At 70.4% G+C, this 22,531-nt stretch carries 24 protein-coding genes; 16 read left to right on the plus strand and 8 right to left on the minus strand.

The annotated features are described in order from the left end of the window. Window positions 1-63 precede the first annotated feature (63 nt). Window positions 64-825 (plus strand): hypothetical protein, encoded by a 762-nt coding sequence (locus tag ACFYZZ_RS11740; RefSeq protein WP_389174098.1) that lies wholly within the window; start codon window positions 64-66, stop codon window positions 823-825. A 21-nt stretch (window positions 826-846) separates the two neighbouring features. Here ACFYZZ_RS11740 and ACFYZZ_RS11745 read toward each other — a convergent pair whose 3' ends face one another. Next, window positions 847-1,497 carry a DUF4360 domain-containing protein gene (locus ACFYZZ_RS11745; protein WP_389174101.1) on the minus strand — a complete coding sequence of 217 codons (651 nt, stop codon included), beginning with the start codon at window positions 1,495-1,497 and terminating at the stop codon, window positions 847-849. A gap of 178 nt (window positions 1,498-1,675) precedes the next feature. After that, a complete protein-coding gene (locus tag ACFYZZ_RS11750; protein WP_389174104.1) occupies window positions 1,676-2,134 on the minus strand; it encodes an RrF2 family transcriptional regulator in 459 nt (152 codons plus the stop codon). A 75-nt stretch (window positions 2,135-2,209) separates the two neighbouring features. Here ACFYZZ_RS11750 and ACFYZZ_RS11755 point away from each other — a divergent pair, with 75 nt between their 5' ends. Then, a complete protein-coding gene (locus ACFYZZ_RS11755) occupies window positions 2,210-5,185 on the plus strand; it encodes a beta-galactosidase (RefSeq protein ID WP_389174107.1) in 2,976 nt (991 codons plus the stop codon). 6 nt (window positions 5,186-5,191) lie between these two features. Here ACFYZZ_RS11755 and ACFYZZ_RS11760 read toward each other — a convergent pair whose 3' ends face one another. Beyond that, a complete protein-coding gene (locus ACFYZZ_RS11760; RefSeq protein ID WP_389174110.1) occupies window positions 5,192-6,712 on the minus strand; it encodes an alpha-N-arabinofuranosidase in 1,521 nt (506 codons plus the stop codon). A gap of 234 nt (window positions 6,713-6,946) precedes the next feature. On the opposite strand from ACFYZZ_RS11760, the gene ACFYZZ_RS11765 reads away from it, so the two are divergent. The 3 genes from ACFYZZ_RS11765 to ACFYZZ_RS11775 are packed head-to-tail and all read left to right on the plus strand — an operon-like array spanning window position 6,947 to window position 10,243. Next, window positions 6,947-7,609, plus strand: a complete 663-nt coding sequence (locus tag ACFYZZ_RS11765) for a toxin-antitoxin system, toxin component family protein (protein ID WP_389174113.1) — start codon at window positions 6,947-6,949, stop codon at window positions 7,607-7,609. After that, window positions 7,606-8,844: an MAB_1171c family putative transporter gene (locus tag ACFYZZ_RS11770; protein ID WP_389174116.1), complete on the plus strand. Its 1,239-nt coding sequence runs from the start codon at window positions 7,606-7,608 to the stop codon at window positions 8,842-8,844. The genes ACFYZZ_RS11765 and ACFYZZ_RS11770 overlap by 4 nt, the downstream gene beginning before the upstream one ends. Next, a complete protein-coding gene (locus ACFYZZ_RS11775; RefSeq protein WP_389174119.1) occupies window positions 8,837-10,243 on the plus strand; it encodes an NAD(P)/FAD-dependent oxidoreductase in 1,407 nt (468 codons plus the stop codon). Before ACFYZZ_RS11770 ends, ACFYZZ_RS11775 begins: the two co-directional genes overlap by 8 nt. 211 nt (window positions 10,244-10,454) lie before the next feature. Here ACFYZZ_RS11775 and ACFYZZ_RS11780 read toward each other — a convergent pair whose 3' ends face one another. Together ACFYZZ_RS11780 and ACFYZZ_RS11785 are read right to left on the minus strand one after the other, a co-directional pair. Continuing rightward, window positions 10,455-11,300 (minus strand): SMP-30/gluconolactonase/LRE family protein, encoded by an 846-nt coding sequence (locus ACFYZZ_RS11780; RefSeq protein ID WP_389174121.1) that lies wholly within the window; start codon window positions 11,298-11,300, stop codon window positions 10,455-10,457. Then, window positions 11,297-12,070 (minus strand): IclR family transcriptional regulator, encoded by a 774-nt coding sequence (locus ACFYZZ_RS11785; protein WP_389174123.1) that lies wholly within the window; start codon window positions 12,068-12,070, stop codon window positions 11,297-11,299. Before ACFYZZ_RS11785 ends, ACFYZZ_RS11780 begins: the two co-directional genes overlap by 4 nt. Before the next feature lie 150 nt (window positions 12,071-12,220). Between ACFYZZ_RS11785 and ACFYZZ_RS11790 the strand changes: the two genes are divergently transcribed. Beyond that, window positions 12,221-12,787: a hypothetical protein gene (locus ACFYZZ_RS11790; RefSeq protein WP_389174125.1), complete on the plus strand. Its 567-nt coding sequence runs from the start codon at window positions 12,221-12,223 to the stop codon at window positions 12,785-12,787. Window positions 12,788-12,791: 4 nt separating this feature from the next. On the opposite strand, the gene ACFYZZ_RS11795 is transcribed toward ACFYZZ_RS11790, so the two are convergent. Beyond that, window positions 12,792-13,622 (minus strand): oxidoreductase, encoded by an 831-nt coding sequence (locus ACFYZZ_RS11795; protein ID WP_389174128.1) that lies wholly within the window; start codon window positions 13,620-13,622, stop codon window positions 12,792-12,794. Window positions 13,623-13,717: 95 nt separating this feature from the next. On the opposite strand from ACFYZZ_RS11795, the gene ACFYZZ_RS11800 reads away from it, so the two are divergent. Further along, window positions 13,718-14,653: a LysR family transcriptional regulator gene (locus ACFYZZ_RS11800; RefSeq protein WP_389174131.1), complete on the plus strand. Its 936-nt coding sequence runs from the start codon at window positions 13,718-13,720 to the stop codon at window positions 14,651-14,653. Here the strand turns inward: ACFYZZ_RS11800 and ACFYZZ_RS11805 are convergent. Then, complete coding sequence (locus ACFYZZ_RS11805; RefSeq protein ID WP_389174133.1) at window positions 14,650-15,528, minus strand: RimK family alpha-L-glutamate ligase; 879 nt, start codon at window positions 15,526-15,528, stop codon at window positions 14,650-14,652. The two genes, ACFYZZ_RS11800 and ACFYZZ_RS11805, sit on opposite strands and share 4 nt — an antisense overlap. A gap of 138 nt (window positions 15,529-15,666) precedes the next feature. Between ACFYZZ_RS11805 and ACFYZZ_RS11810 the strand changes: the two genes are divergently transcribed. From ACFYZZ_RS11810 to ACFYZZ_RS11845, 8 genes are all read left to right on the plus strand, one after another. Beyond that, complete coding sequence (locus tag ACFYZZ_RS11810; protein WP_389174135.1) at window positions 15,667-16,740, plus strand: MerR family transcriptional regulator; 1,074 nt, start codon at window positions 15,667-15,669, stop codon at window positions 16,738-16,740. A 113-nt stretch (window positions 16,741-16,853) separates the two neighbouring features. Further along, a complete protein-coding gene (locus ACFYZZ_RS11815) occupies window positions 16,854-17,099 on the plus strand; it encodes a hypothetical protein (RefSeq protein ID WP_389174138.1) in 246 nt (81 codons plus the stop codon). Continuing rightward, window positions 17,096-17,605 (plus strand): DUF6879 family protein, encoded by a 510-nt coding sequence (locus ACFYZZ_RS11820; protein ID WP_389174141.1) that lies wholly within the window; start codon window positions 17,096-17,098, stop codon window positions 17,603-17,605. Before ACFYZZ_RS11815 ends, ACFYZZ_RS11820 begins: the two co-directional genes overlap by 4 nt. Window positions 17,606-17,625: 20 nt before the next feature. Then, complete coding sequence (locus ACFYZZ_RS11825) at window positions 17,626-18,477, plus strand: helix-turn-helix domain-containing protein (protein WP_389174143.1); 852 nt, start codon at window positions 17,626-17,628, stop codon at window positions 18,475-18,477. A 193-nt stretch (window positions 18,478-18,670) separates the two neighbouring features. Then, window positions 18,671-19,087: a hypothetical protein gene (locus ACFYZZ_RS11830; RefSeq protein ID WP_389174145.1), complete on the plus strand. Its 417-nt coding sequence runs from the start codon at window positions 18,671-18,673 to the stop codon at window positions 19,085-19,087. A gap of 191 nt (window positions 19,088-19,278) precedes the next feature. After that, complete coding sequence (locus ACFYZZ_RS11835; RefSeq protein ID WP_389174146.1) at window positions 19,279-19,689, plus strand: hypothetical protein; 411 nt, start codon at window positions 19,279-19,281, stop codon at window positions 19,687-19,689. Continuing rightward, complete coding sequence (locus tag ACFYZZ_RS11840) at window positions 19,659-20,528, plus strand: protein kinase (RefSeq protein ID WP_389174148.1); 870 nt, start codon at window positions 19,659-19,661, stop codon at window positions 20,526-20,528. The genes ACFYZZ_RS11835 and ACFYZZ_RS11840 overlap by 31 nt, the downstream gene beginning before the upstream one ends. Beyond that, entirely contained in the window at window positions 20,522-21,013 is a 492-nt protein-coding gene (locus ACFYZZ_RS11845) for a GNAT family N-acetyltransferase (RefSeq protein ID WP_389174150.1), read from the plus strand. The genes ACFYZZ_RS11840 and ACFYZZ_RS11845 overlap by 7 nt, the downstream gene beginning before the upstream one ends. 51 nt (window positions 21,014-21,064) lie before the next feature. Here ACFYZZ_RS11845 and ACFYZZ_RS11850 read toward each other — a convergent pair whose 3' ends face one another. After that, entirely contained in the window at window positions 21,065-21,475 is a 411-nt protein-coding gene (locus ACFYZZ_RS11850) for an ATP-binding protein (protein ID WP_389174152.1), read from the minus strand. Window positions 21,476-21,678: 203 nt separating this feature from the next. On the opposite strand from ACFYZZ_RS11850, the gene ACFYZZ_RS11855 reads away from it, so the two are divergent. Beyond that, window positions 21,679-22,530, plus strand: coding sequence for a helix-turn-helix domain-containing protein (locus tag ACFYZZ_RS11855; protein WP_389174154.1), 852 nt, complete (start codon window positions 21,679-21,681; stop codon window positions 22,528-22,530). Window position 22,531: the final 1 nt, after the last annotated feature.

Genomic DNA, 22,531 nt, shown 5'->3' on the forward strand with positions numbered 1-22,531 from the left:
CTCCCCTCCTCCCTCCGACAGCAACCTCCAGGAAACTCCACACAGTTGACCTATGCTGCCCGAATGACCATCAACGGGGCCCTCGCCGACATCCTCGACCGTGGCGCCGCAGCGTCGGAGTCGCAGCAACTGCTCGCCGCCCTCGCCGATCACGGCGTCTTCGTGCCCGTGCAGGCGAACGGGTCGGTGATGTTCCTGCGCAACAGCGAGGACGGCAGCCCCCTCCTCCCCGGCTACGTCAGCGAAGCGTGCTGCGCCGAGCGGTTGCCGCAGGCAGCCGGGGCCGTCCACTGCGACGCCCTGCGGCTGCTGGACATCTCCCAGCAGACCGGCGTCGGTGTCCTCGCGCTCCACTCGGCCACGAACTGGGCGCGCGTACCGCTGCCGTTGCTGTCCCAGACGCTGCGCGAGCGAGGTCAGCAGGCCGGAGGGCAGCAGCTGAAGCTCACCTGGTCGACACACCCCGTAGCCGTGGCGCTGCGGGATGCCCTCGCCCGGCGGATCCGGGACTTCCCGGCCGTCCGTACGGTCTGGGTGTCGCACGCGCGCCGCATGGACACCGGGTTCGAGCACCTGATGCTGCACATGGCCGTCGACGAGCCGCTGCCGTCGGCCTCCGCGCACCGGCTGACCGAGACGCTGCTCGGCGGGGAGGTGGTGCTCGGGGAGGGAAGCCCCCAGGTGGCCATGCTCGCCCTGAACACCACCACGCACGCGGCGACGCTCGCCGAGTTGGAGCGCATGGGCCTGGACACCGTACGTTCCGATCCTGCCACCGGGCGCGTCGAGGTGGTCTCCCAGGAGTTCGACGCGCCTCGGCAGTAGTCGGTTACGTCTCGGCTTGCGTCACTTGTGCGGGCACGTCTTCCACGCCATGTGGTACACCGTGCTGATGTCCCCGTCGGTCGAGTCCATCGTCATGAAGCTCACCTTGCCGGGAGCCTGGGTGCCCGCCGACACCCGCAGCTCGGTGTTGATGTTGAAGTTGCGCAGCACCCCACAGGGAGCCCAGACCAGCTGGGCCCAGTCGGTGCTGTCGGTAGCCTGCCAGTCGTCGTTGTAGGGGCCGCCGAACGGGTGGGTCTTGGCCGCGGTGTTCGGCGAGCCCTGGAAGTAGTACGAGGCCTTCTGCGTGCCGGTCGCGCCCTGCTGGAGCGAGAGGAAGCCGCGGTAGTCCGCGCTCGCGATCGCGTAGGTGAAGCCCTGCGGGACGTGCACGACGAGGTTGAGCTGACAGTTCTTGCGGAAGGCCGTGGGGTCGGAGTTGCCGCCGGCCTGGGCGAGGTAGTCGCTGTAGGTCACCGTGAAGGCGGTGTTGTCCGGGGAGACGGCCACGGCGGCCGTGCCCGCGGGACAGCCGGAGCCGTTCACCGTGGCCACGTCGATGACGATCTTGTCCGGCGGCGGGTCGTCGAAGACGGGGGAGGAGGTCGAGCCGGGTATCGCGGTGGTGAGGAGAGCGGCTAAGGCACCGCTCAGGAGGAGTCCACCAGCCATGCTTTCTCCAGATGTCGAGTGGGGGGTTTCGGCCTCCGACCCGTCCGTTCAACCTTGCAGAAGCTGTGTGGAACCTGTGAAGGAGGGGGAGGCGAGGGAATCGTAGGAAGCCCCGCTCCACCCCGGCAGGGCGAACTCCGGCCATTCACTTCGGACCGTTCACAGGCCGCCCGGCGGGCTACGGGTTCTCCCACGCCGCCGGCTCCGCCGCCAGGGCCCGTACCGGCTCCGGCAGCGCGTCCGCCGCGAGGTCGGCGATCGTGACGCCCTCCAGGATGCGGCGGACGTTGGCACGCAGAGCGATCCAGAGCGGCAGCAGCGGCTGGGCCGTGCCCGTGTAGGACAGGTCCGTCGGGCGTTCTCCGCGTACCGACACGATCGGGCCGTCCACCGCCCGGATGACGTCCGCCACAGTGATCGCGGCCGCGGCCCGGGCCGGCCGGTAACCGCCGCCTCCCCCGCGCCGGCTCTCGACGATTCCGGCGCGCCTCAGATCGCCCAGGATGCCCTCCAGGAACTTGTGCGGAATGTCCTGTACAGCGGCGATTTCCTCGGCCTTCATCGGGGTGTCACCCTCCCGTACGGCCAGCTCCAGGACCGCCCGTACCGCGTAATCCGCCCGTGCCGAGATCCTCATGGGTCCATTGTGGGGCGTATCTCCATGGAGAATGGCCGGACCGCGCCCCCGTAAGATCGCCCGGGAGGATCCACCTTGGCGCTCAGCAGACGTACCTTCAGTGCCCTCGCCGGCTCGGCCGCGCTCGGTTTCGCCCTGGGCGGCAGCGGCGGCCCCGGGGCGCCTTCGGCGTACGCGGCGCGCAGTGTGCCGACCGGTCCGGCACCCGCCCCGCCGCGCGCCGACGGGCAGCACCACACGATCGGGTACGACCACTACTCGCTGCTGGTCGACGGCCGGCGGCTGGTCGTGTGGTCCGGCGAGATGCATCCCTTCCGGCTGCCGAGCCCGTCCCTGTGGCGGGACGTGCTGCAGAAGATGCGGGCGCACGGGTACAACGCCGTGAGCATCTACGTGTCGTGGAACTACCACTCCCCCGCGCCCGGCCGGTACGACTTCTCCGGGGTCCGGGATCTCGACCTCTTCCTGCGGATGGCCGCCGAGACCGGCCTGTACGTCATCCTGCGGCCCGGCCCCTACATCAACGCCGAGGTCGACGGCGGCGGCTTCCCGGGCTGGCTGACGGCGACCAAGGGGACGGCCCGCACCGCCGACCCGACCTATCTGTCGCACGTCGACGAATGGCTGACCCAGGTGAACCGGATCGCCCGCCGGCACCTGTTCACCCAGGGCAAGGGCACGATCCTGCTCTACCAGATCGAGAACGAGTACGACTCCCACGTCGACGAGGCGACCGGCCGGGACTACATGTCCCACCTCTACAAGAAGGTAAGGGAGGACGGGATCGACGTCCCGCTCTTCCACAACGACAAGGGCAGGAACGGCCACTGGGTCCCGGGCGCGTTCGACACCGGCGGGGAGAAGGGCGGCTGGCTGTACGGGTTCGACGGATATCCGTCGCCGTCCCAGACGCCGCCCGACTGGGGCACCTTCGGGCCCGGCGGGCCGACCGGCGGGTCCACCGCCTCGCCGCGCACGCCCGGGTTCATGCCCGAGTTCGGGGGCGGCTGGTTCGACCCGTGGGGCGGGTCCTGGTTCGACGGCAAGGGGTACGCCGAGTCGCGGCGCACCCGGGACGCGGCCTACGAGCGCCGCTTCTACCTCACCAACCTCGCCAACGGCATCACCCTGCACAACGTGTACATGACGTTCGGCGGGACGTCGTGGGGCTGGCTGCCCGCACCGGTCGTCTACACGTCGTACGACTACGGAGCCGCCATCGACGAGGCGCGCAACGTCACCGACAAGATCGCCCCGATGCACCAGCTCGGGCATCTGCTCCAGCGCGTGCCCGACTTCGCCCGGCTGGACCGGGCCGCGGAGGTCAAGGCGGAAGGGCTGAAGGTCTACCACCTCTCCAACCCGGACACCGGCACCCAGGTGTACGTGGCCCGCAACGACGGGACCGAGCCGGTCACCACCGACCTGCCCACGGACGCGGGGGACCTGAAGATCACCGTGCCCGCGCGCGACGCCCGCATGCTGACCACCGGACTCCGCCTGGGCCACCGGACGCTGAAGTACTCCACCACCCAGCCCATGCTGTGCGTGACGGCCGGGCGGCAGGACATCGCCGTGTTCGCGGGCCGCCGCGACGACATGGCGGAACTGGTCCTGAAGTGCCCGGAGGAGCCCTACGTCACCCGGCTCGACCCGGAGGGCGCCTGGGCGTACGACAGCAACGAACTGCACGTCAACGCGATCCTCGGGCAGGGCGGTCTCACCCGGGTGCTGGTCGCCAAGGGCGAGAGCGACATCCCGCTGCTGCTGCTCTTCGCCGACGACGCCACCGCCGTGCGGATCTTCCCGTACGACACCCCGTCCGGCACCCTGCTGGTGTACGGCCCCTCGCTGCTGCGCCACGCCGAGGTGCGCGGCTCCGAGGTCCACCTGACGGGTGACGTCACCGAGGAGACCAGCGTGGAGGTGTGGGGGCCGCGCGGGATCACAAGCCTGGTGTGGAACGGGCGCAAGGTGCCGGCCCGGATCACCATGTCCCAGAGCGTGATGACGACCGGGATGCTGCCCTCCGTGCCGGAGGTCGTGCTGCCCCGGCTGGACCGCTGGCGGATGCGGACCGAGAACCCGGAGGCCGGGCCCAACTTCGACGACTCGTCCTGGAAGAAGGCGGACCGGACGTCGTCGTACAGCGTCACCCCGGTCCCCGAGGACCGGCCGGTGCTGTTCGCGGACGACTACGGCTTCCACTACGGGGACGTCTGGTACCGGGGCACGTTCAGCGACTCCGCCGGCATCGAGGAGGTCTCGCTCGCCTACACCACGGGCACGCAGGGCCTGCTGATGGCATGGCTGGACGGGGAGCCGCTGGGCACCCACCGGATGCCCGTGCCGGACAAGAACACCACGGTCAGGAAGGGCAGTTGGGACGCCACTGCGGTCTTCCCGGTGGACGAACGGCTGCGCTCGCCCGGCCGGCACGTGCTGTCGGTCCTGGTCCGGCGCATGCAGCACGACCAGGACGGCAAGGCGCTGGACACCCACAAGGTGGCCCGCGGCCTCACCGCCGCCCTCTTCAAGGGGGCCGCGCCGAAGGTGACCTGGCGGATCCAGGGCGAGGCAGCACCGGACCCGGTGCGCGGGCCGCAGAACAACGGCGGCCTGTACGGCGAGCGCGAGGGCTGGCACCTGCCCGGCTTCCGCGACAGCGACAGCGACTGGAAGACGGTCAGCTTCCCGCGGGCCGAGCGGCGGCAGGGCGTGACCTGGTACCGGACCAGCTTCCGGCTGTCGGTCCCGGCCGACATCGACGCCTCGATCGGCCTGACCCTGGAGGACGACCCGTACCGGGCCTACCGGGCGCAGATCTTCCTCAACGGCTGGAACATGGGCCAGTACATCAACAACGTCGGCCCGCAGCACACCTTCGTCCTGCCGAACGGCATCCTGCGCACCCGGGGCTCCAACACCCTGGCGCTGGCGGTCCTTTCGGAGTTCACCACGGAGTCCGGCCCGGGGAACGTCCAGCTGACCCTGCTGGGCCGGGCGACCGGGGGGACACCGGTGACTCCGGTGCTCTCCCCCGGCCGCTGAGACCGCTCAGGCGAGCCTGATCACGTTCCAGGACAGGGGCTCCAGCACGGCGGTGAGGGTGCCGTCGCGCAGGGCGGTGCCCTCGACCGGGTGCGGGGCGACCCGCTCGGGGTGGTCCAGGGTGTTGCGGGCGTCGGGGTCGGCGTCCGCGAGCGCGCTGTGCTCGGTGACGTGCGTCAACTCCAGTCCGTTCAGGGCGACTTCGAGGGGCAGGGCGTCCGTACGGCTGCGGTTCACGGCGAACACCGTGACCGTGCCGTCGGCCGCGCGCACGGCGGTGGCGTGCAGCAGGTCCGTCTCGCCGTACTTCTTCGTCTCGTACGTCGGCGAGTCCACCCGCACGTCCAGCACCTCGCCCCGGCCGTACTTCGAGGCCTGCGCGAACGGGAAGAACGTCGTCTGCCGCCAGGCCGGGCCGCCCGGCTCGGTCATGATCGGCGCGATCACGTTGACCAGCTGGGCGAGACAGGCGACGGTGACACGGTCGGCGTGCCGGAGCAGGGCGATGAGGAGCGAGCCGAAGACGACGGCGTCGGTGACGCTGTAGTTGTCCTCCAGGAGGCGGGGGGCCTCCGGCCAGCCGGTCCGGTCGAGGGTCCTCGCGTACTCCTCCCAGCGCGAGAGGTACCAGACGTTCCACTCGTCGAAGGAGAGGTTGATCCTCTTCTTGGACTTGAGGCGGGCGCCCACGTGGTCGGCCGTGGCCACCACGTTCTCGATGAAGGACTCCATGTCGACGGCGGAGGCGAGGAAGGAGTCCAGGTCGCCGTCGACCGGCTCGTAGTAGGCGTGCAGGGAGATGTGATCGACCAGCTCGTACGTCTCCTGGAGGACGGTCGCCTCCCAGGCGGCGAAGGTGGGCATGGACTGGCTGGAGGAGCCGCACGCCACCAGTTCCACGGCGGGGTCGATCTGGCGCATGGCCCGGGCCGTCTCGGCGGCGATCCGGCCGTACTCCTCGGCCGTCTTGTGGCCGGTCTGCCAGGGACCGTCCATCTCGTTGCCGAGGCACCAGAGTTTGATGCCGAAGGGGTCCTTGTCGCCGTGGGAGACACGGAGGTCCGACAGGGCGGTGCCTTCGGGGTGGTTGGCGTACTCCTGGAGTTCGAGAGCCTCGGCGACTGATCGGGTGCCGAGGTTGACGGCCATCATGGGTTCGGCCTGGGGGCCGAGCTTCCTCAGGAACGCGATGTATTCGGAGAGGCCGAAGCGGTTGGTCTCGGTGGAGTGCCAGGCGAGGTCGAGGCGGCGGGGGCGGTCCTCCACGGGGCCGACGGAGTCCTCCCACTTGTAGCCGGAGACGAAGTTGCCGCCGGGGTAGCGGATCGTGGTGACTCCGAGTTCGCGGACCAGGTCGAGGACATCGGTACGGAGGCCTTCGGCGTCGGCCGTGGGGTGGTCGGGCTCGAAGATGCCGGTGTAGACACAGCGGCCGAGGTGTTCCACGAAGGAGCCGAAGAGGCGGGGACTTACTTCGCCGATCGTGAAGGCGGGGTCCAGCGTGAAGCGGGCGGTGCTCTTGCTCATGGGTGCCTTTCGTGTTGCGCCACCGTTCGGGATATCGAATATTGCCCGTAACTTCGAACGGGACCGTAGAATCGAAGCGCTTGCGCGTCAATGGGTTGGAGGCGGGCTTTCGCTCGTCACGGGAGGGGAAGCAGTCGTTCCGCGTTGAACGACGGTCGTCCGATCACCTGACGCGGACACATCCAGGCGCGTACGCTCGGACGAACCGCACACCGGCGGTGAGAAGGGGGACCGATGACCATCGCGGGTGCGCGGCAGCGGGCGGCGCGGCTGGCCGCATGGCTGTACGGCTCCCGCCCGGGCCCGGCGATGCGCGCCCTGGCCGCCGACCTCGCCACCGCCCTCCGCGCGCGACCACAACCACCCGACGGTGTCCGCGAGTTGTGCCACGCGCTGTGCGAGGAGATGACCGCACGACGGGCCGGGCGGCCGGTGGAGCTGCGCTTCGAGCGCTTCCCGGACGAGATCGAGGTCACCGGCCTGTGGGTGGAGTTCCAGGACTTCGACCTGGTCATCGTGGAGGAGCGGGCCGAGGCCGTGCAGCAACTGGTCATCCTCGGACACGAGTTGTGGCATCTGCACACCGGGCACCGGCACCACCGCCTGCCTGGGGCCGCCGCGGCCCGCGCACTCGCGGGCGAGCCCCGCTGGCGCGACATGGCCCTGACGGTGGCCGCCCGCAACGGCTCCCGCGAGGTGGACGAGGCCGAGGCCGACGACTTCGGCCACCGCCTGGCCACGCTGTTCCGGCCCTACCTCACCGGTCCCGGCCCGGGCACGCCCCTCGACCCGGTCCAGCGCTCCCTCGGCTACCGCGGACGCGACCGAGCGAGTGAGCCGAAGGGGCGCACCCCGGAGACGAACCGAGCGACCAAAAAAGGCGGAGCCGCGCGGTGACCCTGCTGGCACTCGACCCCTCGGACTTCCTCAGCGAGTTCTACATCTCCTTCTGGATCCCCACCGCGGTGCTCACCGCGGCCCTGGTGATCAAGCTGCCCACGATCATCCGGCTGTGGCGGGACCCGCTGCTGCGCGCGGTCGGCGGACTGCTGCTGCTCGCCTGCGGGGTGTTCGTGTTCTGCACCCCGTCCACGATCGCCGCCGTCAACCGGTTCACCGGCGTCCCCAACATCTCGGCGCCCTGGTGCTATTCGCTGATCACCGCGTTCTGCGGATCCTGTCTGCTGCTGATCATCACCTGGCGCAACGGCCTGTCCGACCGCTCGGCCGCCACCCGGCGCGCGATGCGCTGGGTCGTCTCGGTCTACTCCGGGGTGGTCGTCGCGCTGTGGGTGCTGTTCCTGCTCGCCGACGCGCCCGTGGAGCGGCTGCGGGACCTCGACACGTACTACGCCACCACCCCGTTCATGCGCGAGGAGATCCTGCTCTACCTCGTCGCGCACGCCGTGGCCTGTCTGATCACCTCCAAGCTGATCTGGAACTGGGTGCGCACCGAGGGCCTGGACGCGTGGCTGCGCTGGGGACTGAAGCTGCTGGGGGCCGGCTACGTACTGAACCTGATCTTCGACGCGAGCAAGCTGATCGCCGTCGTCGCGCGCTGGTGCGGGCAGGACCTGGACTGGCTGAGCACCAACCTCGCCCCGCCGGTCGCCGCCCTGTCCGCCATCATGATCGCCGTCGGCTTCATCCTGCCGCACGCCGGCCAGTACCTGCACGACCGCTGGCGGGTCCGGCTCGCCCACCGCGAACTGCGGCCGCTGTACCAGCTGATGCGGTCCACGAGCGGGGAGGGCGTGCCGTTCGTGCTGCGGGCCACGCCCGAGCTGCGGCTGACCCGGCGCGAGACCTTCATCCGGGACGTGCTGCTGCCGCTGGCCCGGCACATCGACACCGGCCTGAACAGACGGTCGTACGACGCCGCGCTCGACCTCGGGCATCCGCCGGCCCGGGCCCGGGCGCTGGCGGCCGCGGTGAGCATCCTCGACGCGATCGAGGCGAAGGCCCGTGACCCCGAGCCGCCCGAGTCGGCCGAGTCGGCCGCCGGGCCCGACACCACCAGCCTGCTCCAGGAGATCGCGGCCGTCTCCCGGGCCCTGCGCCGTCCCGACGACATCGAGGCGGTCCGCGCGCGTGCGGCCGTCCCAGCAGAGAGCGTTGCCGTACATGACTGAACGCAAGCCCGTCGCCGTCGTGCTCGGCGGCTCTCTCGCCGGCCTGCTCGCGGCCCGCGCCCTGGCCTCGACCGGCGCCCGGGTGACCGTGGTCGAGCGGGACGCACTGCCCGCGGGGCCCGAGCCGCGCAAGGGGCTGCCGCAGGCCCGGCACGTGCACCAGCTGTGGTCGGGCGGGGCCCGGGCGCTGGAGCAGCTGCTGCCCGGGGCGATCGGGCGACTGCGGGCAGCCGGGGTGAGCCGGGTGCCGATGACCACCGGCATGGTGGCGCTGTCGCCGCACGGCTGGTACCGGCGGTGGGCCGAATCGGCGTTCATGCTGCCGGCCAGCCGGGACCTGCTGGACTGGGTGGTACGGCAACTCGTGCTGGCCGACGGGGACATCGAGCTGGTGGAGCGGGCCGAGGCGGTCGCCCTGACGGGCACGGACGCGGCGGTGACCGGGGTACGGATCCGGGACCACGACAACGCCGAGCGCACCCTGTCGGCCGACCTCGTCGTGGACGCCACCGGCCGTGGCTCCCGGGCCTCCCACTGGCTGGCCGAGCTGGGGCTGCCCGGGCCGGAGCGGCGGGAGGTCGACTCCGGGCTGGTGTACGCCAGCCGGCTGTTCCGGGCGCCCGAGCAGGCGGCACGGGACGGTTTCCCGATCGTCAACATCGAACCCGATCCACGGGGCGCGGGGACCGGGCGCGGGGGCGCGCTGATGCCGGTCGAGGACGGCAAGTGGATCGTCACGCTGTTCGGCGGCAGGGGCGACGACATGCCCACGACCGCCGACGACTTCGCCCGGTACGCCCGCGAGGAGCTTCGCCATCCGATCATCGGCGAGCTGCTGGCGAACGCGGAGCCGCTGACCGAGGTGGCGCTGACCCGGACCACCGCGAACCGGCGCCACTTCTTCGAGCGGATGCCGCTGTGGCCCGAGAACTTCGTGGTGCTCGGGGATGCGGTGTGTGCGCTGAATCCCTTGTACGGCCACGGGATGGCGGTGTCGGCCCAGTCGGCCCTCGCGATGCGGGAGGTGATCCGCCGTCAGGGCCTGCCTTCCCTGGACACCCCCGGCCTCTCCTGTCACATCCAGAAGGCGGTGGGGCGCACGGTTCGGGCGGCCTGGGACCTGGCCATCGGGGCGGATGTCTTCTACCCCGGCGCGACCGAGACGGGCCCCACTCTCCGGGACCGCCTCCTGTCCGCCTACGTCGGGCGCCTCCTGCACACCGCGACGGGCAACGGCCGCATTGCCCGCCGGGTGACGGACGTGACGGCTCTGCAGCGGGGCGCGGAATCCTTGCTGACCCCGAGCATGTTGATCGCTGCGGCGGTGGGGCCGCTGAAGCCCCCGCTCACGGCTCCGCCGCTGACTGTGGAGGAGCGGAAGGCTGCGGGGGTTTCGTAGGCGTGGGTCGGCTGGGGCTGGGCGGGGGTGGGTTCGCGCGGCCCGGCGCCGGCGGGGTGCCGCTGCGCCCACCCGTGCCGCCCCAGCGGCACGACTGCCCGCAGCTACGCAGGGTGCGTATGCGGCCGACGGGGCTGCAACTCCCTAGGGGCGCGGGGAACTGCGCGACCAGCCCCCACGCGCCCGCAGCCGAAGACGCAGCCGGTTCCGGTCAGCCCGCGAACGCAGGTTGCGGCAACCCCTTCCCCGCCCCCGGCACCACCAGCACCGAACCCGACACCGGATGCGGTGCCGACAATCCCGTGCGAGCCGTAGTGATGTACAGATCAGTCAGGTCCGGACCGCCGAACGTGCAAGCTGTCGTGCGCGGAGCAGGCAAGGTGAGCACGCGGTCCAAGCCGCCGGACGGCGTGTAGCGGCGGACCGCTCCCCCGTCCCACAGCGCCACCCACACACAGCCCTCCGCGTCGACCGTCAGGCCGTCGGGGAAGCCGGCGCCCTGCTCGATCTCGACGAGCGTGCGCCGGTTGCGGATGCCTTCAGTGTCGTGGTCGAAGACGTCCACGCGCCGGGTGGGGGTGTCGGCGTAGTACATGAGGCAGCCGTCGGGGCTCCAGCCGATGCCGTTGCTGACGGTGACGTCGGGGAGGGCGAGCCGTATGTCCCCGTCGCCGGTGAGGCGGGTTAGCGTGCCGCCCCCCGTCGCCTCGTCGTAGCGCATCGTGCCCGCCCAGAGGGACCCGTCGGGAGCGACGGCCGCGTCGTTCGCGCGGCGGCCGGGGACGGGCTCGTGGTGAAGCCAGCGGAAGGTGTCGTCGGGGTCGAGGAGCCCGACACCGTCGCGCAGGTTCAGGGCCAGGCCGCCGCCCGCGCGGGGCTTTGCCGCGCCGACGTGCTGCTGAGTCGTACGGATCGTGCGGCGGCCGGAGGAGGGTTCGTAGGTGTGGACGCGCATGCCCAGGACGTCGACCCAGATGAGGCGGCCCGTTGCCGGGTCCCAGGTCGGGCCCTCGCCGAGCGCCGCCTCCGCCCGCACGGCGACCTCGTACGACGTCATGCCACGCTCCGGTGGCCGAGCCGCTCCGACAGCTCCGCCGCGCCCTTCACGACCAGCTGCTCCAGCTCGGCCCGCCGCTCGTCGTTCCAGCGGATCATGGGGACCGAGATGGAGAGGGCGGCGACCACGTGGCTCGCGCGGTCGCGCACGGGGGCGGCCACGCACGACACGTCCGGGTTGGACTCGCGGCTCTCCACCGCAATGCCCCGCTGCCGGATCTCCGCCAGGGCCTCGCGCAGCGCGGCCGGATCGGTGATGCTGTTGGGCGTCATCGCGGCCAGCCCGGCGTCGTCCGGGATCCGCGCCGCCAGCTCCTGCTCCGGCAGCGAGGCCAGCAGCATCTTGCCGACGGAGGTGCAGTGGGCGGGCAGCCGGCGACCGGCGGCCGAGACCATGCGCACGGCGTGCGTGGAGTCGACCTTGGCGATGTAGATGACGTCGGTGCCCTCGAGTATGGCCACATGGACCGTCTCGTCGCAGGTCTCGGCGACCGAGCGGGCCACCTGCTGGCCCTCGGCCGCGAGGTCGAGCTGCTCGGCGTAGCGGCTGCCGAGCTGGTACGGGCGTACGCCGAGCCGGTACCGTCCGGGCTGACCCGGCACCTGCACGATGTACGAGCGTGCGGCGAGCGTGGTGACCAGCTCGTGCACGGTGGTGCGCGGCAGCTGCAGCTTGCGCACGATGTCGGGGGCGGAGAGCGTCCCGTCCCCGTCCAGGAACAGCTCAAGAATGTCGAGAGCCCGGGTCACGGCAGGCACGAGGCGTCCCACGTCCGGCCCCCTCCCTTGGGTCTAAGCGTCTGTGTTCGAGATTTCAACAGACGATCGGCATGACGAACACAGGCTAGTCATCGCGGGGTGCGCGGGCAATGGGCGGGAGTCCTCGGGATGCGGGCGCCGGAGCCGGGCACCATGGGTGCCATGCAACTCGACTTCCAGCTGGTGCTGCTGCGCCGCATGGCGGACCACAACCCGGACCTGGTCGAGGACGCCCGGCGCACGCTCGGCGCGTCGATCGCGGACATGCGGGAGACCAACAAGCGGTGGCAGGCGATGGTCCGGTCGCCGAGGTCGCGGTCCGCGGCCGCCCGCTACCGCTCGGTCCTCGGCGAGCCCGAGGCCGTCGTCCGGCGCCGCCTCGGCGACGTCGACTGCGAGGCCCGGCAGTGGGCGCTGCCCCTCTGGCCCGGTCTGCGCTTCGAGGTGCTGGTCTCCCCCGACGGCGCGGTCTGGAACGAGTGGCTGGTGCGCGCGCCCGGTGCCCCGGCGCCGAAGCTGGAAACCCTGGACGACCTCACCCCGTGGTCCTGCACGGTGGACGAGGCCGCCCGCGCCTTCGCCCCGGCCCGCCCGCTGGAGGGCACGGCCCCCAGCCGCTGGGGGCTGGCCTTCACCGCCCCGGACCGGGACGGCGTACGGCACGAGGTCGTCGCCGAGTTCACCTGGGGGCTGCTCCAGCGGACCGCGGTCGACGGCGTGGCCGGCTGACCGGTCAGTCGTCGAAGGTGGTCGCCCTCGAGGCCTTCTCCCAGGCGGTGACGTCCGCACGAACCTGTACGAGGTGGCCCAGGACGGCATCCACTGCGTCGTCGCCGAGCGGCAACCGCAGCGGGGTCCGCTCCGCGTCCAGCGCCGCCCGGATGACCGCCGCCGCCTTCGTCGGGTCACCGGGCTGCGTACCATCGCCGCTCTCGACGAACCCGCGGGTCTCGCTCACCTTGGCGTACACCCCGCTGTCCGCGCTGACCCCGGCCCGGCCGGTGCCGAACAGCGACGTCCGGAAGGCACCCGGCTCCACGATCAGCACCTTGATCCCGAACTCCCGCACCTCGTCCGCCAGCGCCTCGGACATGCCCTCCAGCGCGAACTTCGTCCCGCTGTACGCGCCGAAGCCCGCGAAGGACATCTGCCCGCCCATGCTGCTCATCTGCACGATCGCGCCCGAGCGCCGCTCCCGCATGTGCGGCAGCACCGCCCGCACCAGGGCCGCCGGACCGAAGACGTGCAGGTCGAACAGGTCCCGCAGCTCCTGGTCCGTGGTCTCTTCGACGGCGCCGACGTGGGTGCGCCCCGCGTTGTTCACCAGCACGTCGATGCGTCCGTGCCGGGCCACCACGTCCCGTACGGCCTCCTCGATCGCGGCCGCGTCGGTGACGTCCAGGCGCAGCGCCTCCACCTGGTCGGGGTGCGCGGCCACCAGGTCGTCCAGCGCCTCGGGACGCCGGGCCGCGCCGACCACCACATCTCCAGCGGCGACCGCCGCCTCCGTGATCGCCCTCCCGAAGCCGCTGCTCGCACCGGTCACCAGCCATACCTTGTTCACGGCAACTCCCCGTAAGTCCTGTCTCTTTCCTGACACGACCAGCCTGCTGCCGGATGCCGTTGCCCGTCCAAGACCCACGGTGATAGCCAATGGTTATGACCATGGACGTCCATGCCCGGGATCTGCGCTACTTCGTCGCGGTCGCCGAGGAGCTGCACTTCACACGCGCCGCCGAGCGGCTGTACGTGTCGCAGCCCGCGCTCAGCAAGCAGATCCGGGCGCTGGAGCGCCAGTTGGGGGCCGAGCTGCTGCGGCGCGATCAGCACGGGGTGGCGCTGACGGCCGCGGGCGAGGCGCTGCTGCCGCATGCCCGGCGGGTGCTGGCCGCGTGGGAGGAGGGCGCGGCCGCGGTGGAGGCGGCCAAGGCGGCGCAGCGCAGCACGCTCGTGGTGGGCATGAGCACCAGTCCCGGCCGGGGCGGGCTGCTGCCGGCCATCCGCTCCCGTTTCACCGCCGCGCACCCCGAGGCCACCGCCCGGCTGCGCCAGGTGAGCTGGGAGGACCCGACGGCGGGCCTCGCGGACGGCAGCGCGGACGTCGCCTTCGTGTGGCTGCCGCTGCCCGACGAGGAGCGCTACGCGTGGACGGTGCTGGCCGAGGAGCCCCGCCTGGTCGCCCTTCCCGACACGCACCCGCTCGCGACCCGTGCCGAGATCGACTTCGCGGACCTGCTCGACGAGCCCTTCCTCGCCCTGCCGAAGACCGCGGGCCCGCTGCGCGACTACTGGCTCGCCCTGGACGCCCGAGCCGGCCGGCCGCCGCGCATCGGCGCGGAGATCGCCGGGGCGGAGGAGACGTACGAGGCACTGGTGGCCGGCCTCGGCATCTGCCTGCTCGCCGAGGGCAACGCCCCGCTGATCACCCTGGGCGGCGTCACCACCCGCCCCGTCCGCGGCATCGGCCCCAGCCGCTACGCCCTGGCATGGCGCCGCGAGGACGAGGGGCGCCCGCTGGTCAGGGCGTACGCCGAGGCCTGCCGGGCCACGGTCGGGTCGGTCCAGGGCCCGCTTGAAGCGCCGGACAGGCTCTAGTCCTCTGCGGCCGCCGCCAGGATGGCCTCCGTGACGCGTGGCAGCGAGGCCGGGTGCAGGAACAGGAACAGGTTGGGTTCGACCAGCTCCAGTTCCATCACTCGTGGCTGCCCGTCCTCCCCGTCCACGAGGTCCACGCGCGCATACAGCAGCCCCGGTGCGCTGTCGGGTACGGCCGTCAACGCCTTCTCGGCCACGGCGAGTTCCGCGTCCGTGGGCTGCCAGGGCTCCAGGTCGGGGTGGGCGACCTTGTCGGCGTCGTAGGGGGTGCCGGGCGCGAGGACGGCGCCCTTGCGGCTGGCGTGCAGCAGGCCGCCGCCGAAGAACTGCAGTGCCCGCTCCCCGCTGACGTCGATGTCCCGCACATACGGCTGCACCATCGCGGTGAAGCCCTCCGCGTGCATCCGCGACAGCTGTCGTACGGCCGTCTCGTGCTCGGCGGGGGTGTAGCGGGCGGCGAACCGGGCGCCCGCACCGGAGGTCGGCTTGATCACGTACTCGTGATCGAGGGGCAGGTCAGCCGGCTCGCCGGGAGCGATATAGCGCGTGGGCACGGTCGGCACACCGGCCGCCGCCAGCTCGCCGAGGTAGCGCTTGTCGGAGTTCCAGCGCACCACGGCGGGCGGATTGGCCAGGCGCGTCACGGCGCCGACCCGCTCCACCCACGCCCCGAACTCCTCGGCGCGCCAGCTGTAGTCCCAGGTCGACCGGATGACGACGAGATCGTAGGCGCCCCAGTCGGCGTCCGGGTCGTCCCAGTGCCGGGCCTCCGCCTCGGCCCCGCCGTCCGTCAGCGCCCGCACCAGCACCGGCAGGTCGCGGTCCTTGGTCGGCTCGGCTCCGGGGTCGTAGGTGGCGAGCGCTATTCGGGGCACGGCGGGCTCCCTGTCGTACGACGGTTCGATCGGCTGTGAGGCTAACAAGCACCGCAGGAACCATGACAGCGCATTTGACCTTCACCTTTGGTGAAGCCCCAGCATCGGTGGCGGACGACGAGGAGCGCGAGGAGCCTCATGGAATTGCTGACGATCGGTGCCTTCGCCAGGGCCAGCCGGCTGTCGCCGAAGGCACTGCGGCTGTACGACCAGCTGGAGCTGCTGCGGCCCGCCCGGGTCGACCCCGGCACCGGGTACCGGTACTACGCCGTCGGGCAGCTTCGGCAGGCCCGGCTCGTGGCCTGGCTGCGACGGCTGGGTATGCCGCTGGCCGAGATCCGCGCGGTGTGCGCGCTGGACCCGGCGGACGCCGCGGCGGAGATCCGGGCGTACTGGGCACGGGTCGAGGCGGAGACGGCCGTACGGCGGGATCTCGCCGCGTTCCTCGTCGACCAGCTGACCGGTGAGTCGAGAAGGGATCACACCACCATGCTGGAACTGCGTTATTCCGCCCACTCCGACCGTGGGCAGGTCCGCCCGGCCAACCAGGACACGGTGTACGCGGGCCGCAGGCTGCTCGCCGTGGCCGACGGGTTCGGCCCGGCGGGGGCACCGGCGAGCAGCGCGGCCGTGGAGGCGCTGAGGTTTCTGGACGAGGGCGAGGAGATCGCGGCCGGCAGCGTGCTGAACCTGCTGGAGGACGCGGTACAGGGGGCGAGCGAGGCCGTCCATGACCTCCCGGAGGGCGGCCAGGAGAACGGCACCACGCTGACCGCGCTGCTGTGGACGGGCTCGCAGCTGGCCCTGGTCCACATCGGGGACTCGCGGGCGTATCTGCTGCGGGACGGCGAGCTGTTCCGGATCACCCACGACCACAGTGTCGTGCAGTCCCTGATCGACGAGGGGCGCCTGACGATGGAGGAGGCCGCGAGTCATCCGCAGCGTGCTCTGTTGCTGAAGGCCCTCGGTGGCGGCATGGCCCCGGTTCCGGATCTGCGGCTGCACGAGGCTCGGGTCGGTGACCGTTATCTGCTGTGCTCCGACGGGCTGACCGGGGTCGTCCCGGACGAGCGGATCAAGGAGCTGCTCGCGTGTGAGGGCGCGGGGCAGTTGCTGATCGATGAGGCCAATGCGGCGGGGGGTCCTGACAACGTGAGCTGTGTTGTCGCTGACGTTGTTCTGCCCACCCGCCCACCCGTATCTGTCGGATAGAAGTGGCCGTGCGGCGACTCACGGTCGACCCGTAAGCCGCTTGACGCTCCGTCACGCCTGCGATTCGGTGAGGAGTGCAAGTGGACGCAACCGGCTTGGTACGGGAGGGCACCATGACACTACGGTTCCTTGGGATCTACCCCAACACGCCCAACGACGGATCGCCGACCATCTGGCTTGAGGAGGAGACCGGCGACCTGATCATTCAGTCATGGAAGGCGGACAACGCGACGATCAAGGAGGCTCAGGAGGTCGGCTCCATCCCCGGCCACACCACCGACGTGCCCAAGCACGAAACCGTGATCCGGCTCCCCGCCAACATGCTCCAGTTCATCCCCCGCCCGGAGGCCCAGCAGTGACGTCAGCGGTTCGCCAAGGCTTCGCCACCGCGCAGCACTCCGCCGTGCACCTGGAGATGCGCGACAGCTACATGACCGACGACCCGGTGTTCATCGCGTGGCAGCAGGGGCGCCCGTTCGACCCGGCCGAGGAATACCGCTCCTGGTCCGACCTGACGCGGGAGGTCACCGGCCGGGGGGTGGTGGTTCGCCGGGCTCGGATCGTCTCCGAGCCGGTCTCCGACTACATCCGCTGGGAGCACTCCCTGACCGCCGCCCACAACATCGCCGCCGGGGAAGAGGTCCGCTGGCTTCCGCGCCACCGTACGACCGACCTGGCGCTTCCGGGCGTCGACTTCTGGTTGTTCGACGGCACCACCGTGGTCTTCAACCACTTCACCGGCGACGGGCAATGGGCAGACCTCGGCATGGAAACGGTCACCGAGCCGGCCGTGGCCAAGCTGTGCTCGACAGCGTTCGAGGCAGTGTGGGAGCGTGCCATCCCGCACGCGCAGTACGTCATCTGATCCGACCGGACAGCCAGCACATGCCCAGCTCACCCTCCTCCAGCGCCCAGACAGCCCGCAAGGACGTCGCCGACCGGCTTCGGGAGCTGATGCAGGACGCGGGACTCCAAGGGCGTGAGCTGGCTGACCTGTGCAATTGGCACCCCTCCAAGACAAGCCGCATCATCAACGCCACCACGGCCCCAGCCGATGCCGACATTCGGGCCTGGTGCCGGGCCTGCGGGGTCGACGGCGAGGCAGACGATCTGATCGCCAAATCCCGCGCGGCCGATTCCATGTACCTGGAGTGGCGCCGTATGGAACGGACCGGGCTGCGCGCTGCCCAGGAATCCGTACGGCCCATCTACGAGCGCACCAAGCGGTTCCGCGCTTACGCTTCATGGCTCGTGCCCGGTCTGCTCCAGACGCCGGCGTACACCACGGCCATTCTTTCGGCGATCCGCGACCGGCGCGGCCTGGTGGACGACGTGGCCGCCGCTGTCGAGGAACGAATGGCCCGGCAGCACGTCCTCACCGAGGGAAACCACCGGTTCGCCGTGCTGATCGAGGAAAGCGTTCTGCGCAATGGCCTCGGCGGTCCGGACGTCATGCGCGCCCAACTTGAACACCTCCTGTCCGTCGGCCGCCTGCCCAACGTGAGCGTCGGTATCGTCCCGATGGAACCCAACCGCGAACGCGCATGGCCGGTTGAAGGGTTCTGGATCTACGACACCTCGCAAGTCAGCGTCGAGCTGGTATCCGGCTACCTGACCATCACGCAGCCCAGCGAGATCGCCATGTACGGCCGCGTCTTCTCAGAACTTGGAGAACTCGCCGTCCACGGCCCGAAGGCCCGCCAGTTGGTCAAGGACGCCATCAGCTCACTGAGCTGAATCCGTAGAAGTGCGTGCAATCGACTGGAGCACAACTCGGGGCCACTCCTAGCGTGTTGTGTCAGCAGCCCGGCTGTGTATGACGAGCCCCAACATAGGTGCCCCCAGTGAGAAAGCCGAGGCCGGCTAGCACCCATGAGACGCCCCCGGCGCCACCCCATGCATCACTCGACCGATCGAGAGGAGCACCGCCATGAGCACCACCATGAGCCCGGAGCGGACCGAACTGGGCAGGTTCTTCGCCGTGACAGTCCGGCAGTTCGAGGCCGGGCAAACGGCGCCGGAGATGTTCTCGGCCGCCATCGACGCCGAATGGCACCGGCTCCTCAACGACCCGGAGTACGCGCAGTTCTGCTCCGAGCACGCCGACCACCTGATCGGGCACGTCGAGAACAAGGGGACCGGCCCGATCTCGTGGGTCTCCGCATACGAGGAGATGTTCGGCCCGCTGCCCAAGATCTGGTTCACCGGCAAGGACGGACAGATCGACACGGAGGCCCTGGCCCGCTACCGGCAAACCGGCGTCGTGGTCGCGGAATGGGACTGCACCCCCACCGGCGGTGACGACGACGACTTCGCCCCCAAGCCGCGGAAGGCCGCCACGCGGTGACCACCACGCACACTGACGGAGCGCTCCGGCCGACCGCTGAAGCGCTCCGCCTCGTTGAAGCCCGGACCACTGCTCCCCGCAGCGTGGACGTGGACACATACGTGGAGGCGGTCACTGCGTTCTGCCCTTATCTGGCGCCGTCCCTCCAGCGGGGTATGACCGGCTGGACTGTGTACGGGGCGGCGGGGGACGTGGAAGCCGTCGAAGCGGAGATCTTCTACGCCGCGGCTCAGGCCGCCGAGTGGGTTCGCTCTTTGGCTTCCCAACGTCATGGCGCGCTGGTGTGCGAAAACGTGGCCGTCCTGGGAGCCGGACGGAAGGAGGTGACGTGGCCGCACTGGGTGCTGAAGAACCTGTACGGGCCCCTCGGGCTGATGTTCGGGAAATTCCCGGAGGGTGAAGGCAACCCGCCAGCTCCGGTCACGTTCATCCCCGTCCGCGTTGCCGTACGTCCCCGTGACCCGCGCTTTCTGCGGGATACTCCCGAACTGGCCGTCACCGTGGCGAACTCGGCCGATGACGGCCGCGACGTCCTTTCAGGACTTCCCCACGACTGGACGGAGATCAAGCAGTGGGCGCACAACCTCCTGCCGAAGCAGTAGCAGCACTCACCGCCCGGTACGGACCCCTCACTCACGGCCTGCTCAGCGACCGGCGCGGATCGCGGGCGTGGAAGATCACCGGCCCGCGGGGGGCTGCGGCGCTGAAAGCCAACAACCCCGAGGCCCCCTCATCGCGCGACAAGGCCGCCGAGATGGACCAGGAAGACCGCCACCTGTTGCACCTCATCGAGTCCCGTGCCCTGAGTCCCGGCTACCGGGTTGATGCGGGGACGTGGGAGGGCGGCCGATGGCTGGCCGTGTGCTGGATCAACGGCGTCCCGCTGTACCGCGCCTTCGCCCTGGCCCGGGGTCCGGAAGGTGACCGGGTGTCGGTGAGGCCCTGGCTCCTCGGGGTCGCCCGCACGTGGGCCGAGCAGCTCGGGCGCCTCCACACTGCCGGATGGGCTCACGCCGACGTGCAGCCCACCAACACCTTGGTCATGAGCAACGGCCACACGGCGATCATCGACTATGCCCTGTCGTGCGGCCCCACTGAGAGCCGCATCCCCTATCGGGGTGCGATCACACACACCACCGCCCCCGAGGTCGCCGACGCCATCCTGTCCACCGACGACAACACCCACGTCCAGGCCCTCGCCCCTGCCGACATCTGGGGCTTGGGTGCATCCCTGTTCTGGGCGTGGACCGGGCAGCGGCCCATCTCCTACGACAACGCGGAGGACCGCAGTGACAAACTCCGGGCCATTACCGCTGGCCGCATTGTCCCGCTCGTCGGGGCACGACCGTGGAACTTCCCCGAGTTCGAAGAGCTGATCAGCGCGTGCCTACAGCCGGACCCTGACAAGCGTCCCACCGCCGAGGAGATCACCTCATGGTGACCCTGCGACCCTTCACGCTTGGCGACGCCCCCGCACTTCAGCGGATCGTCTCCGGTCGCACGGTCCGTTTCACCCACGGCTACGACATGACCGCCGACGAAGCGGCCGCTGCCGTCCGCAGATTCGTGAGCCACGACCAGGACGACCCGCGTACGCACTGGAATTTTGGGATCGAGATCGCCGGCGATCTGATCGGCCTGGTGAAGGCACGTCTGCGAGACGACGGCGCCGCTGCCGTGAGTTACCTCCTCCGGGAAGACACCTGGGGCAACGGCTACGCCAGTGACGCCGTGCGGCAGTTCATCCCCCTCGTCTTCGCCCATCCCGGCGTGGAGCGCCTGGAGGCCAAGCACCACCCCGACAATCCGGCCTCGGGGTGCGTTCTGGTGAAGGCCGGGTTCGTGCGCGTGGGCGCTACAACGCTCCGAGAGGTTGACGGCGGGACGATCCTTCCGCACCCCGTTTACCAATTCCGAAGGGCGTGACTCCCGAACGCGCCCCGTGAGCGTGATCGTGAGCCTGTAGCGGGACAGCTCTTATGCCGCCGCAAGTTCGCACCAGACGAACTTCCCCCGGTTCCCGAACCGGGCCGACGGCTGCCAGCCCCAGTAGTCCGCGCAGGCCCGGACCAGGCCCAGCCCTCGCCCCTCCTCCAGCTCACCCACCTGCTCCAACGGCCGTGGCGGATCCGGCGGCTCGGGGTCCGTGTCCCACGCCCCGATCCACACCACCCCCTGCGCCGTTCGGCGAACCCTGAGGGCAGCCGGCCCCTTCGTGTGACGTACGGCGTTCGAGACCAGCTCCGTCGCGAGCAGCTCCGCTGTGTCCACGAGCCCGATCAGGCCGTGCATGGTCAGGATCAGGCGCAGGGTGCGGCGGCAGATCGTGACGGCTCTGAGGTCGTTGGGGATGTAGAGGGTGTAGTCCCAGGACTCGGTTTCGGGCATGCGTCAACTCCGTTCAGAGGGAGGGGTGTTTAGCGCGCGGTGGCATTGCCGCAGCCGTCACGGCAGGACGGAGCAGCACACTTCCGCTGCGTACGCGTCTCGTCACTGAAGGTAGAGCAAAAATTTTTCCTCACGCAAGCAGGTCGCGTAATCTGACCCCGAACGAGGCACGTCAGCAGAGTGGTTGAAGGCCGGGAGGGCACATGGCGCCGAGAAGCCAACCCACGGCAAGGCAGGTGCGCCTGGGCACCGAGCTGCGCAGGCTACGGGAAGCGGCCGGCCTGAAGGCGCGTGAGGTGGCTGGGTTGCTCAGTTCCACCTCGGCTCAGATGAGTCAGGTGGAAGCGGGGCTCGCCGGTGTCAGCGAGGAGCGGGTACGACGTCTCGCCGCCCACTATGCCTGCGCCGACGAGACGTTGATCGACGCCCTGGTCGCTATGGTCACCGACCGCACGCAGGGCTGGTGGGAGGAGTACCGAGGAGTGCTGCCACCGGTATTCCTGGATGTCGCCGAGACCGAGCACCACGGCACGTTCCTGCGCGAAGTGGTCACCAGCCACGTGCCAGGACTGCTCCAGACCCCGGACTACGCACGCGCCGTCTTCGGCTACATGGTCCCGGAGCTGCCGGACAGCGAACTGAAGCCCCGGGTCGAGCATCGGATGAGGCGAAGGTCCGTGCTGGAGCGTGACGTTCCCGTCCCTTACGAGACGATCATTCACGAAGCGGCGCTGCGCATCCTGGTGTCGGATCGCCGTACCGCTCGTGCGCAACTCCTGGAAGTTTTGGGCGCGATCGACCAAGGACAGGCCACGGTGCGCGTTATCCCGCTGGCGAGCGAGGGGTTCGCCGGGGCAGGGATCGAGATGATGTACGTGGGCGGCCCGCTTCCCCAACTGGACACGGTGCTGCGCGACGCTCCGCACGGCACCGCCTTCATCGATGCGGATTCTCAGCTGGCGCGCTTCCGGGCCCTGCTCAATAAGGTGGAGCGGGCAGCACTGCAGCCCGTGGAATCAAGGGACTTCGTCCACCGCATGGCCAAGGAACTGTGAG

Origin of the sequence: Streptomyces sp. NPDC001816, from assembly GCF_042892235.1 — a bacterium.
Lineage (GTDB): Bacteria > Actinomycetota > Actinomycetes > Streptomycetales > Streptomycetaceae > Streptomyces.